Origin of the sequence: Promicromonospora sp. NFX87 (assembly GCF_048564965.1) — a bacterium.
Lineage (GTDB): Bacteria > Actinomycetota > Actinomycetes > Actinomycetales > Cellulomonadaceae > Promicromonospora.
This window is the reverse complement of record NZ_CP183413.1, coordinates 3,002,416-3,014,954: the sequence shown is the minus strand read 5'-3', so window position 1 is coordinate 3,014,954 and position 12,539 is coordinate 3,002,416. Positions and strand designations below refer to the sequence as shown.

Annotated in this window: 9 protein-coding genes; 1 reads left to right on the top strand and 8 read right to left on the bottom strand. The window is 72.2% G+C overall.

Annotated features, from left to right (window positions below; translation table 11 throughout):
- Positions 1 to 46 precede the first annotated feature (46 nt).
- Positions 47 to 1,159, bottom strand: coding sequence for an epoxide hydrolase family protein (locus ACNYC2_RS13475; protein WP_419707508.1), 1,113 nt, complete (start codon positions 1,157 to 1,159; stop codon positions 47 to 49).
- Positions 1,160 to 1,364: 205 nt separating this feature from the next.
- Between ACNYC2_RS13475 and ACNYC2_RS13470 the strand changes: the two genes are divergently transcribed.
- Complete coding sequence (locus ACNYC2_RS13470) at positions 1,365 to 3,281, top strand: HNH endonuclease (RefSeq protein ID WP_419707507.1); 1,917 nt, start codon at positions 1,365 to 1,367, stop codon at positions 3,279 to 3,281.
- A 36-nt stretch (positions 3,282 to 3,317) separates the two neighbouring features.
- Here ACNYC2_RS13470 and ACNYC2_RS13465 read toward each other — a convergent pair whose 3' ends face one another.
- The 7 genes from ACNYC2_RS13465 to ACNYC2_RS13435 are packed head-to-tail and all read right to left on the bottom strand — an operon-like array spanning position 3,318 to position 12,535.
- Complete coding sequence (locus ACNYC2_RS13465; protein WP_419707506.1) at positions 3,318 to 6,092, bottom strand: beta-L-arabinofuranosidase domain-containing protein; 2,775 nt, start codon at positions 6,090 to 6,092, stop codon at positions 3,318 to 3,320.
- On the bottom strand, positions 6,085 to 7,533 hold the full coding sequence (locus ACNYC2_RS13460) for an aminopeptidase P family protein (protein ID WP_419707505.1): 1,449 nt from the start codon (positions 7,531 to 7,533) through the stop codon (positions 6,085 to 6,087). The genes ACNYC2_RS13465 and ACNYC2_RS13460 overlap by 8 nt, the downstream gene beginning before the upstream one ends.
- The gene (locus ACNYC2_RS13455) at positions 7,530 to 8,870 is read right to left on the bottom strand and encodes an alpha/beta fold hydrolase (protein WP_419707504.1); all 1,341 of its coding nucleotides are present in this window, start codon (positions 8,868 to 8,870) and stop codon (positions 7,530 to 7,532) included. The genes ACNYC2_RS13460 and ACNYC2_RS13455 overlap by 4 nt, the downstream gene beginning before the upstream one ends.
- On the bottom strand, positions 8,867 to 9,730 hold the full coding sequence (locus ACNYC2_RS13450; RefSeq protein WP_419707503.1) for an ATP-binding cassette domain-containing protein: 864 nt from the start codon (positions 9,728 to 9,730) through the stop codon (positions 8,867 to 8,869). Before ACNYC2_RS13450 ends, ACNYC2_RS13455 begins: the two co-directional genes overlap by 4 nt.
- The gene (locus tag ACNYC2_RS13445; RefSeq protein ID WP_419707502.1) at positions 9,727 to 10,611 is read right to left on the bottom strand and encodes an ABC transporter ATP-binding protein; all 885 of its coding nucleotides are present in this window, start codon (positions 10,609 to 10,611) and stop codon (positions 9,727 to 9,729) included. The genes ACNYC2_RS13450 and ACNYC2_RS13445 overlap by 4 nt, the downstream gene beginning before the upstream one ends.
- Positions 10,608 to 11,600, bottom strand: coding sequence for an ABC transporter permease (locus tag ACNYC2_RS13440; RefSeq protein ID WP_419707501.1), 993 nt, complete (start codon positions 11,598 to 11,600; stop codon positions 10,608 to 10,610). The genes ACNYC2_RS13445 and ACNYC2_RS13440 overlap by 4 nt, the downstream gene beginning before the upstream one ends.
- Positions 11,600 to 12,535, bottom strand: coding sequence for an ABC transporter permease (locus ACNYC2_RS13435; RefSeq protein ID WP_419707500.1), 936 nt, complete (start codon positions 12,533 to 12,535; stop codon positions 11,600 to 11,602). The genes ACNYC2_RS13440 and ACNYC2_RS13435 overlap by 1 nt, the downstream gene beginning before the upstream one ends.
- Positions 12,536 to 12,539 lie beyond the last annotated feature (4 nt).

Below are 12,539 nucleotides of genomic sequence, written 5' to 3'. Positions count from 1 at the left end.
GCGCGCGCCTCGTTCCTCGGCCCGCACCCTGCGCTGCACCTCCGGCTCAGCCGACCGAGCGGACGAACCTCCGGATGCGCGCCGCCATCTCGGCAGGCACCTCGGCCACCGTGAAGTGCCCGCCCTCCTCGAGGCGGTCGAACTCGCGAAGGTCGAGGTAGTGGCGGCGCGCGAGCGCCTCGGGATAGGCGGCCTCGTGCCGCTGGATGAACACCGCCGCGGGCACGCTGGTGGGCGGGATCGGGTCCGGCTGGTCGGCACCCTCGTAGTAGGGGCGGAACGATGACCCGATCGTCTGGGTCGCCCAGTAGATGGTCGCCTCCGTGAGGATGCGGTCCCGCGAGATGCGGCGCTCCACCGCGCGGGGGTCGCCTGGTGGCGTGTCGCTCCACTCGACCAGCTTCTCGGCGAGCCACGCCAGCAGGCCGGCGGGGGAGTCGTTGAGAGCGGACGCGAGGGTGTCCGGCCGGGTTGCCTGCACGTGGCCGTAGGCGCCGTCGGTCTGGTGCTTCGCGGCGATGCCGTCGAAGAACTCCTTGACCTCGGGGTCGTCGAGGACTGCGCGTTCGTCGCTGGTGGGGAAGTGCGCGTGGGTGGCCACGATCCCCGCCACCTGCTCCGGGTAGCGAGCGGCGATGAGGTCGCTGACGTTCGCCGTGACGTCCTCCCCGTACGTGAAGTACCGGTCGTAGCCGAGCACCTCCGTCATCAGCGTGTGCATGGTGGAGGCCAGCCGCTTCTCCGACATCGGCCCCTCGGCGTACGGCGAGGAGAACCCGAACCCGGGCAGGCTCGCGACCACGACGTCGAAGTCGGGAAGCAGGTCGGCGAAGTCGAGCTGGAGCGCGAACGTGTGCGGCCAGCCGTGCAGCACCAGGAGCGCCGGTGCGTCGGGCCGGTCCGAGCGCAGGTGGACGAAGTGCAGGTCGACGTCGTCGATCTCCGCGATGAACTGCGGATGCTCGTTGAGCCAGGCCTCCCGGGCGCGCCAGTCCCAGCTGATCCAGTGGTCGACCAGCTCGCGCAGGTACGTCGCGGTCATGCCCGACGCCGGCCGCCGGGGCGAGTCGTCCGGGATCCGGCTGCGCGCCAGTCGCTCGCGCAGATCGGTGAGGACCTGGTCTGGGACGTGGACTGTGAAGGGTCGTGGCTCGCTCATGGCAAGACGTTATGCCAAGCCACTGACATGGACGCCGACCGTCGAATGCGGCCCTGGCCTCCGCATCCTGTGATCTGGACGGCGACCGAGTCGAGTGTGGGTGGTCGGTTGTAGGGTCGAACAAAGGTCCGCAGGAATGGCTGCTTCAATGAGTCTTGGCCCTGGATGGTTCCTGATCTCAGATCCCGGTGAGGAGTGTGCTCGCATGCGTGAGACCCTGTCCGACGACGTCATGCCCGACGGTGCGCCGGTCGACGAGGCGGACTGGTCGCCGGAGGTGCCGGCCTGGCTGGACTCGATGCCGGACTGGCCGCCGGATGCGGTGCCGGTCGTGCTGTGGCCAGTGGAGACACTGCGGGCGGCGCTCCGCGGTACGCCAGGCGCAGAGCTGGCGCGGGTGGTCGCGGAGGCGGCCGGCGTAGGCGTCGGGGCGAGCGCGGTCCCGGACGAGGACCCACTGAAGGATCTTCCGGACGGCGCGCTGAGTGACATGGTTGCCGCATGCGGCCACCTCCAGTCCTGGGCCGCAGGTGTGCAGGCGCGGGTCGTGGCCGAACGTGCTGCCCGGGAGACCGATCCGCTCGCACACGGCTCGCTGGTCGGGCAGGTCACCAGTGAGCTCGTGGTGACCGGGTCGGAAGGTACCGAGGTCGTCGTGCGTGCCGAGTCCGGTGCTCGGCACCCGAGTGTGATCTCGGCCCTGGCGACGGGGCGGATCGACGTCCGCAAGGCGCACACCCTGCTGCGCTCCGCGTCTCAGCTGACCGAGGCCGAGCGGGCGGAGGCGATCGAGCGGTATCTGCCGCAGGCCCCGCATCGGACCTGGCGGTGGCTGCAGGCCCGGATGCTCGCGTTCGCCAAGGCTCGCCACGGCGCGGCGGACACCGCACAGGCCGAGGCACAGCGCCGCTGCGTCCAGCTCGACCGGGCCGAGAACGACATGGGCTGGGTGTCGGCCTACCTGCCGGCAGCCGACGCGGCGGCGGTATGGGGTGTGGTGGACGACATGGCCCACCAGCTGCGCCGCACCAGCGGCGAGGAACGCAGCTTGGGACAGCTCCGAGCGGACTCGTTGACCGGGATCGTCACGGGCCGGCTCCTGCCCGCTGACCGCTTCGCCGGCACGACCGAGACCACTGAGATCACCGGGACCACTGAGACCACTGAGGCCAGCGGGGCCAGTGGCACCACCGAGACCGGCCAGACCACCGAGACCGGCCAGACCACCGAGACCGGCGGGACCGGTGAGACCGGTGAGAACAGCGAGGCCAGCGAGACCAGCCAGGCCAGCGGGACTACAGCGAAGACCGACCGCGCCGAGAGCGATACGGGCCCGGCGGCCGATGGGGCCGACCGTGTGGAGGTGTCGGTCTGCTCTTGCGGTGGCCGTGCCCCCGTCCAGCAGGTGGTGCGGCCGGTGCGGATCACGCCGACCCGCCCGGTGGTCCGGGTGACGGTCCCGGCCAGCGTGCTCCTGGGCCTGGACGAAGCACCCGGCGACCTGAAGGGATTCGGACCCATCCCGGCAGAGACGGCCCGGCTCATCGCGCAGGACGCGACCTGGCAACGCTTGGTGACCGACCCGGTCACCGGGGTGCTGGTCGACTACTCCACCACCACCTATCAACCGGGCCGGGTCCTGCGGGCCGCGGTCGAGGCCAGGGACGACACCTGCACCTTCCCTGGCTGCGACACCCCGGCCGAACAGTGCGACCTGGACCACATCGAGCCCTTCGACCACGACACCGCCGGCACGGCCGGGCGTGGGCAGACCAGCGCATGGAACCTGCACGCCCTGTGCCGTCGGCATCATCTGCTCAAGACGCACGCGGGGTGGGGCGTCGCGCGCGACCCCGCGACCGGAATCACTACCTGGACCACTCCCACCGGCCGCACCCACCACCGACCGCCGACCGTGCTGGATACTCACGTCGACATCGGCCAGGTCGACCCGGATACCAGCTATGACCTGAGCCTGCGTGCCCTGACCGGCCGGCGCCTGCCACGGCAGTACGCCACCAGCGAGCCGGGCGCCATACCCGGCCAACCCGGCGAGCCCGGCCAACCCGGCGAGCCCGGCGAGGCCACCGGCTCGCCGGGCCCCGGCGATCCACCTTTCTGAGGCGGTGCGTGTGCGGCGAGTTGTCTCGCGTCGCGGTCAGCCGGCGGGCGGGAGCTCGAGGGTCCGCACAGGCTCCTCGTTGCCCGCCCGGTCGGTGGCGGTGAACTCGATGACCTGCGGCTCGTCGCCCAGGGCGCGCGTGAACGGTTCGCGGAAGGTCGCCCAGAACGTGTCCGGTCCCTTCCACCGGATGCTGTCCACGCCGGAGACGTCGTCGGTGGCGGCGAGGTTGATCTCGACGCCGTGCGGGCCGAGGCGCCGGGCCGTCGCGGTGGTCACGGGCGGCGCGGTGTCGACGCTGACCTCGGTGACGACGTGCCGTTCCCGCCCCTCGGAGTCGACGGCGCGCGCCGTGACGGTGTGCACGCCGTCGCCGAGCCGCAGCGGTTCGGTTCCGGTCGGCTGCCACGGCCCGTCGCCGACCCGGACCTCGACGGTGGGCTCGCCGGCGTCGGCGCGCGCGGTGACGGTGAGGTCGGCGGCCTGGTGGTACCAGCCCGTGACGCTCGGCGCCGTGGCCGGCACGACCTCGACGCGGGGCGCCGAGCCGGTCGAGGCGGCTGTGGGTGCCTCGGCCAGGAGAGCGGCTTCTTCACGTGCGGCTTCCTCACGTGCGCTCTCCTCACGAGATACCTCTTCACGCGATACCTCCTCACGTGCGGCCTCCGCCACGCCAACCGTCCCGCGGGCGTCAGAGTCCGCGTCCCGTCCGACACCTGAGCGCGCGGCGGCCCGCAGGACGTCGCGCGCCTCGGCGGCGCTCAGCAGCCCCAGCCCGACGAACTCGTGAGCGGTGCGCAGCACGGCACGGAGGAACTCGGGCCGGGAGGCGAAGCCGCCGTCCGACCAGAGGACGTCGAGGAAGGTGCTGCCGTCCCGCCTGGCGACATTGGGCACGCCCGAGTCGGCCGGTTCCGTGTCTGCGTCCGGCCCCGCGCTCGCCCCCGCGAACGCGATGCGGGCATCGGCCCGCCGCAGATACATGTGGTAGCGCGCGTCCGACCCGGACCACGCGGGCTCCAGGACGAGGTCGCCCAGCCGCCACGTGCCGTCGTCGGCCCTGTTCAGAGGTGCGTCGAGCGTCCCGTCCAGGCGCCGCCAGGTCGCGGCGGCGACCGGGAGCCAGGTCGTGGCGGCGCTGCGGGCCAGCAGCACCGTCGGCCCGAGCTCGAGCGTCACCAGGGACGCGTCGTCGGGCGCCGGCACCTCGCGCAGCGCCAGCGGCATCCTGATCTCGACCACCGTGCCCGGCACCCAGTCCCGCCGCAGGGAGACGTACTGCCCGGGGACGGGGTCCACGGCCACGGGCGAACCGTCGACGGTCACGGCGAACTCACCAGTGACCCAGCCCGGAACCCGCAGCCGGAGGTCGAGGTCGCCGGTGGCGTCGACCAGCAGGCGGCTGCCGCCCTCCAGCGGGTACGCGGTCTCCTGGACGAGGCGTACGTCCTGCTCGGCCCACCGCAGCGTGGAGGCCACGTAGAGGTTCACCCAGAGAGCGCGCTCGCCGCCCCGCACCGACCGGAAGTAGACGGAGTCCTGGTACTTGACGTGGTTCTCGAGCCCGGTGCCGCCGCAGCACGTGCCGACGTTGTCGTACTCGCGCAGCGCCCCCGGATTGACCGGGAACATGTACGTGACCTCGGGCGAGTCGTCCGAGTCGACGTCGTGCCGCGAGCCGAGTACCTGGTTGGTGACCGCCCGCTCGTAGTAGTCGGCGTACCGCGGGTCACCGGTGCGCCCGAACAGGGCACGGGCGAGCTTGAGCATGTTGTAGGTGACGCAGGTCTCGGCGTTCCGGTTGCCGATGTCGCCCGCGACGGCGCCCGCCGGACCCCACAGCTCGTTCTCGCCGGAGCCCCCGTGCGCGTACGTGCGCCCCGGGACGAGCATGTCCCAGATGTTGACCACGGCGTCGAGGTAGCGGGCCTCGCCCGTCAGGTCGTGCAGCGAGAGGTAGCCGAGCAGCGTCGCGGCGTGCTGGTTGGCGTGCATGCCGTCCAGCACGTCCCGGCCCGACGCCGTCGCGTCCAGCAGCGAGTCCAGGTCGAAGAGCCGGGCCGTCTCGACGAACTGCTTGTCGCCGGTCAGGACCGCGAGGTCGCACAGCACCTCGTTCATGCCGCCGGCCTCGCCCGCGATGTACAGGGCCCACATGTCCCTGCGCTGGTCCGCGGACAGGACGGACAGCCGGCCGTGGACCCAGCGCCCCATCCCGGCGGCGATCTCCAGCGCCGTCCGCGACCCCGCGTGCCGGTACGCGTCGAGCAGGCCCGCCATGATCTTGTGGCAGGTGTAGTACGGCGCCCAGATCTCGCCGTACGGCGCCAGGCCTTCCAGCCGGGAGAACTGCCACTCGCCGTACGCCGCGAGAAACCCCGGATGGCTGTAGCGGCCCGATGCCGCGAGCGCCTCCTGGACCTCCCGCAGGCCCTCGACCATATCGTCGACCTTGCCCTTGAGCGCCGCCTTCAGGCCGGCCTCGGGTGCACCGGCGTGGGCCAGCGCGAGCATGGACAGGAAGTGCCCCGCGTAGTGGCCGCGCAGCAGGTTCGCCGTGGGTGCCGCCTCACGTCCCGGGTACTCGTCGGGTCCCCAGGCCTGCTCGTCCGGGTGGCCGAAGTCCTCCCACCCGCCGGGCGGCAGCGCGCCCCGCGTGTCGAGGCCTGCGTTCGCGCGGAAGACGGCGAGCAGCCGGTCGACGGGGTAGGCGTGCGCCAGGTGCAGCATCTGGTCCCGGGCCCGCGTGAAGATGCTGTCGTTCAGCGAGACGGCGTCCAGCGGGAACGGTTCGGCGATCGGCTCAGGCATCCGGCATCCGCTCCTGGGTCCAGCGCTCGATACCCGCGGCGTCGATCGGCAGGGCGTCCGAGAGCACCTCGGCGCCGTCGGCGGTGACCAGCAGGTCGTCCTCCAGGCGGACGCCGATCCCGCGCAGCTCGGGCGGCACCGTCTCGTCGTGCGCGTGGAAGTACAGCCCGGGCTCGACGGTCATGACGACGCCCGGCTCCAGGGGCGCCGCCTGGTAGGTCGGGTAGTCGGAGTGTGCGCAGTCGTGCACGTCCAGGCCCAGGTGGTGGCCGATGCCGCAGACCAGCCAGCGGCGGTGCTGCTGCCCGCCGGGGGACAGCGCCTCGTCGACCGAGACGTCCAGCAGTCCCCAGTCGTGCAGGCCCTGCGCGATCACCTCCATGGAGGCGAAGTGGAAGTCGAGGTACTCGACGCCGGGCCGGATCTGCGCCATGCCCGCGCGGTGCGCCTTCTCCACCAGGTCGTGCACGTCCCGCTGCAGCGCGCTGAAGCTGCCGGACGGCGCGATGGTCCGCGTCACGTCGGCCGTGTACAGCGAGTTCGCCTCGACGCCCATGTCGAGCAGCAGCGGCATGTCGGGGAGCACGGGGCCGTCGCAGCGCACCCAGTGCAGGGTCGGCGCGTGCGGGCCGGAGCCGACGATCGTCGTGTACCCGGGCCCGTTGCCGAACGTGCGCGCGTGCCGGTCGAACGTGCCCTGCAGCCAGCGCTCGCCCAGCCCGCCGACCGCGCGCGGCAGCTCCGCGACGACCGCCTCGAAGCCGGTGACCGTGTGGTCGACCGCCTCGCGCAGCTGCGCGATCTCCCAGTCGTCCTTGATCATCCGCAGGTCCGACAGCGCCCGGGCGAGGTCCTCGGACGGCTTCAGGCCGAACCGGCGCACCAGCTCCTCGTCGACGGACGGCGACGCGAGCGCCCCGTCCAGGGTGTCCAGCACCGCGTCGAGCGCGGCCAGCGGTTCGACGGCGATGCCGAACGCCTCCGCCCAGTCGCCCAGGTCCGGCGACGGCCCGACCCAGAGCTCGCCGTACGCCGCGTTCCCGAAGAACGCGCTGTCGCCCGGCTTGGCCGGCGGCGGCAGGTAGAGCGTCGCGTCGTGGCTCCCGCCGCTCGCCCGCAGCACGAGCACGCCGTCCTCGGCCTGCGCGCCGGTGAGCCAGACGAAGTCGCTGTCCGCGCGGAACCCGTACTGCACGTCGCCGTTGCGCAGGCTCGCGCGCCCCGCGCCCACCACGACGTCGCTCGCGCCGATCCGCTCCGACAGCCGACGGCGGTGCTCGGCAGCGGCGGCGGGCGCCCCGGGCGTCATCGGCACGACGACGGCGGGGGCGCCCCACCCGCGTGCCATGTGGGCGTTGAACGCCTCGCTCTCGACCAGCCGGGGGGCACGCGTCCCCGCGTACGGGGGACGTCCTGGGTTGGTGCCGTGGCTCGTGCTCATCGAATCTCTCCTACTCGGTCGCGGACCAGCTCACGGAGGCGCTCCAGCACGCGCCCGTCGCCGATCCCGTCGTGCTCGTACTCGTTGGTCACCCACGCCTGGGACGACCCGACGCGCGAGAGCGTGTCGAGCTGCAGGCCCGAGTCGACGAACATGTCGTCGTGATAGACCACCGCGGCGACCGGCACCTCGTTGGCGGCCAGGCGGTCCAGGTCGTACAGCGGCGACCACTGCGTGCGCGCCGCCAGCTCGTGCACCGCGGGCGCGAACGGCCGCAGCAGCCGGATCTCGTCGAACATCCACGGGAAGGCCATCTCACCCGTGAACAGCAGCGGACGGCGGTCTGGGCCGAACTCCGGACGCCGGTCCCGCTCGGCCTGCGCCGCCCAGCCCGTCGGGCCGTTGGCCCCGTGCCCGTAGATCGACTCCTGCAACGTCCAGAACAGCGGGCCGTCCGCCTGCGACGTGCGCACCATCGCCTCCTGCAGGAACCCCGCGGAAAGCCGCCCCGGCCGCGCGAACGCCTTCTCGACGAACCAGTGCATGCGCTCCGTCCCCGGCTTCATGCCCAGGTCGATGCCCATCGACTGGAACCGGTGGGTGGTCAGCACGTCGCCGTCCGGCAGCAGGACGTCGCCCTCGGCGAGCCGGTCCGCTATCGCCGCCACCGCGCCGACGTCGGCCGGGTACCGCTCGTAGTACTCGCGCGTGCGGCCGGCCACCCGGCCGAACGTCCGGCGGTACACCTCGGCGGCCGACGGCGGCGTGCCGGGCACCCCGCCCGCGATATAGCAGGCCCGCAGTGCCTCGGGCGCGACCGAGAGGTAGGTCAGCGTGATCCAGCCGCCGAAGCTCTGCGCGAGGGTCGTCCACGGCCGGCCGCCGTAGATCTGGGCTCGCACGTCCTCCAGGTCCGCGACCAGCGAGTCCGCGCGGAAGCACGCCAGGAGGTCGGCACCTTCGCGCGCGCCCATCTCCGCCAGCACCTCGCCGTCCAGCGGCGTGCTGCCACCCGTCCCACGCTGGTCCACCAGCACCACTCGGTAGTCGCGCAGCGCCACGTCCAGCCAGCCGTCCCGCCGCAGCGGGCGCGGGTTCGCCCCGCCCGGGCCACCTTGCAGGTACACCAGCAGCGGCAGGTCGTCGTCCCGCCGCGTCGGGTCCACGAGCTCGCGGACCAGCAGCTCCACCTCCCCGGCCAGCCGGCCCGACCGGTCGAGCGGCACGACGAGATGGCGCTCGCGGACGCCGATACCGGGCAGCAGGTACGACGTCCAGCCGGATCCGCTGCCCGCGCTCGTACCGGAGACGCCGCTCGTGCTCGCGACCGCGCTCATGCCTGCGCTCCCGACCGGGCCCCGGACGTCCGGGCGGCGTTCGCCCGTCGCTGCCGCTCCCACTCGGGGCGGATCCGCGGGACGGCGTCGAGCAGCTTGCGCGTGTACTCGTGCCGGGGCGCGCCGAACACACCGTCCCGGTCGCCCTCCTCGACGATCTGCCCCTGCGTCATCACCGCGACCCGCGTGGCGATCTGCCGCACCACCGCGAGGTCGTGCGCGATGAACAGGTACGTCAGCCCCTCCTCGCGCTGCAGGTCCCGCAGCAGGTTGATGACCTGCGCCTGGACCGACACGTCGAGCGCCGAGACCGCCTCGTCGCACACCACCACACGCGGCCCGACGGCGAGCGCGCGGGCGATCCCGATGCGCTGCGCCTGCCCGCCGGAGAACTGCGCCGGATACTTCTGCGAGTGATCGGGGTCGAGCCCGACCCGCTCCATGAGCGCGCGCGTGAACGCGCGGGCGCCGCCCGGGACCGGCCGCCCCTGGTAGACCAGGGGAGCGGTGACGATCCGCTCGACGGTGTGCCGCGGGTTGAGCGAGGAGTACGGGTCCTGGAAGACGACCTGCACCTCGCTGCGGAAGCGGTTCAGCGCGGACCGCCTGAGCGTCGTGACGTCCTCGCCGTCGAGCTCCACGGTGCCGGACGTGACGTCCAGCAGGCGCGCGGCGAGCCGCGCGGTCGTCGACTTGCCCGAGCCGGACTCGCCCACCAGGGCGAGCGTCTCACCCGCGCGGAGCTCGAAGCTGACGTCGTCGACGGCCCGGAACCGCTCCGGGGGACGCAGCAGGCCGCCGGTGCCCAGCACCGGGAACTCCTTGACCAGGTTGGTGGCTCTCAGGAGCGGCTCGCTCATGCGGCACCTCCGTTCGTGGGGGCGTGCTCGGGGACGACGGCGGAGCCCGGCGCCACCGCGCGCAGCTCGCCGATCTCGTCGTCGATGCGCGGGACGGCGTCGAGCAGCGCCTGGGTGTACGGGTGCTGCGGGCTGGTGAAGATCTGCTCGACGGCGCCCCGCTCGACGCACACGCCGTCCTTCATGACGACTATGTGGTCGGTGATCTCGCTGACCACCGCCAGGTCGTGCGTGATCAGCACCAGGCCGGTGCCGGTCTCGCGGCGGATCTCCTGCAGCAGGTCCAGGATCTGGGCCTGCACGGTGACGTCGAGCGCCGTGGTCGGCTCGTCCGCGATCAGCAGCTCGGGCTCGGTGCTGAGCGCCATCGCGATCATCACGCGCTGGCGCATCCCGCCCGAGAACTGGTGCGGGTAGTGGTCCACCCGCACCGCGGCGTCCCGGATGTGTACCCGTTCCAGGGCCGCGATCGCCACCTTGCGCGCCTCCCGGCGGGTCACGCCGGGACGGTGGGCGCGGTACGCCTCCTCGATCTGCAGCCCGACCGTGTAGTACGGGTTCAGCGAGGACAGCGGGTCCTGGAACACCATGGCGATGCGGTCGCCGCGCACACGCCGCAGGTCGGCTTCGGACATCCCGACCAGCTCCTGCCCGCGCAGCTTCACGCTGCCCGTGCGCCGCGCGGCCCTGGGCTGCAGGCCCATGATCGCGAGGCTGGTCATGGACTTGCCGGAGCCGGACTCACCGACGATGCCCAGCGCGCCGCCGGGCTCCAGGTCCAGGTCCAGCGAGCGGACGGCGTCGAGCGGGCCGCGCGGCGTCTGGAAGGTGACCGTGAGGTCGCGCACCTGGAGGAGCGCTTCGGAGCGTGTCTCGGTCATGCGTTCACCCGCACTCTCGGGTCGATGGCGCTGTACACGACGTCGACCACTATGTTTCCGACGACGACGAGGAACCCGGCCAGCAGCGTGACGCCCATGATCACCGGCTGGTCGTTGCGGGCGATGGAGTCGGCGGCCATCTTGCCGACGCCGTTGATCCCGAAGACCGTCTCGGTGATGAGCGCGCCGCCGAGCAGCCCGGCGAAGTCCATGCCGAAGATGGTCACCACCGGCGTCAGGGCCGGCCGCAGGGCGTGCCGTCGCCAGATCAGCGACTGCGGCAGCCCCTTCGCGTAGGCGGTCCGCACGTAGTTCTCGCGCAGCACGTCCAGCACGTTCGCCCGGGTCAGCCGCGTGTAGGCGGCCGCGTACCCGATCGCGAGAACTATCCACGGCATCACGAAGTTGAGGAACCACTGCACGGGGTCGTCCGCGAAGGCGACCGCCTGGGGGAACGGCAGCCACTGGAGCTGGACCACCAGCACGTACTGCAGCACTAGGGCGAGCACGTAGTTGGGGATCGACATGCTCGTCAGCGTCAGCCCGGTGGTGAACCGGTCGAGGAACGTGCCCTCCTTGACGGCGCTGAGCAGGCCGCCGACCACTCCCGCGAGCAGCCACAGCACCGCGGCGCCGATGGCGATCGTCGCGGAGACGGGCAGCCGCTGCACGATCATGTCCCAGACCGCCTGGCTGGACTGGAACGAGTAGCCGAGGCACGGCGCCGCGCAGTCGACGGCGCTCGCGCCCTCGCCGTAGGTGCGGCCCGCGAAGATGCCGACGACGAACAGCAGGAACTGCGTCCAGAAGGGCTGGTCCAGCCCGAGGTTGCCGCGGATCTGGTCGATCACCTCGGGCGTGCAGTTCTTGCCGCAGATCTGCACCGCAGGGTCCGGCGAGAGCGCGAAGAAGATGAGATAGGTGAACAGGCACACCAGCAGCAGGACCACGAGACCCGACGCGATGCGCGTGACGAGGAACCGGAGCATCAGCGACCCTCCTGGGCGTCGACGACGGCGCGCAGCCGGTCACCGAGCACGGTGAACGAGAGCACGAGCAGGAACAGGCACACGCCCGGCACCACGAAGTACGCGGGGTCGACGGCGTACCACTTCACGGAGGCCGCGATCATCTGCCCCCAGCTCGGGGCGGGTGGCACGACGCCGACGCCGAGGAACGACAGGCCCGCCTCGGTGCCGATGTAGCCGGGCACCGCGAGGGTCGCCATCACGATGATCGTCGAGCGCAGGTTCGGCAGGATCTCGCGGAACACGATGCGCGTGCCGCTGGCCCCGGCCGCCCGGGCCGCCTCGACGAACTCGCGCTGCGCGAGCGACATGGTCTGCCCGCGCACGATGCGCGCCAGGTAGGGCCAGCCGAAGACCGAGATCACGACCACGAGCAGCGCCGACCGGTTGCCCGCCGGCAGGGCGGAGAGCACGGCGATCATGAAGATCAGCGCCGGGAAGGCCATGAGGAAGTCCATGACGCGCGAGATGACGAGGTCCACCCGCCCGCCGAAGTAGCCCGCCACGAGCCCGAGCGACACACCCAGCACGGTGGTCAGCGCGGTCGCCGACAGCGCGATGCTCATCGAGACCCGCGCGCCGTAGACGATGCGCGCGAAGATGTCGCGCCCGCTGCCCGGCTCGACGCCGAGCCAGTGCTCGGCGCCCATACCGCCCCACGCCCCGATCGGCATGCCACCGAGGTTGGGGTCGATGGCGCTCTGGTCGAACTCGTACGGCGTCCAGCCGCTGATCGACGTGAGCACGGGCGCGAAGACCGCGACGAGCGTGACCAGGGCGATGTAGCCGAGGCCGAGCATCGCGCCGACGTCGCGGCGCAGGGTCTGCCAGGTCCCGCCGGCACCGTCGCTCTGCGCGACGGTGCCGGCCGTGAGGTCCGTCTGGGACGGCATCATCGGG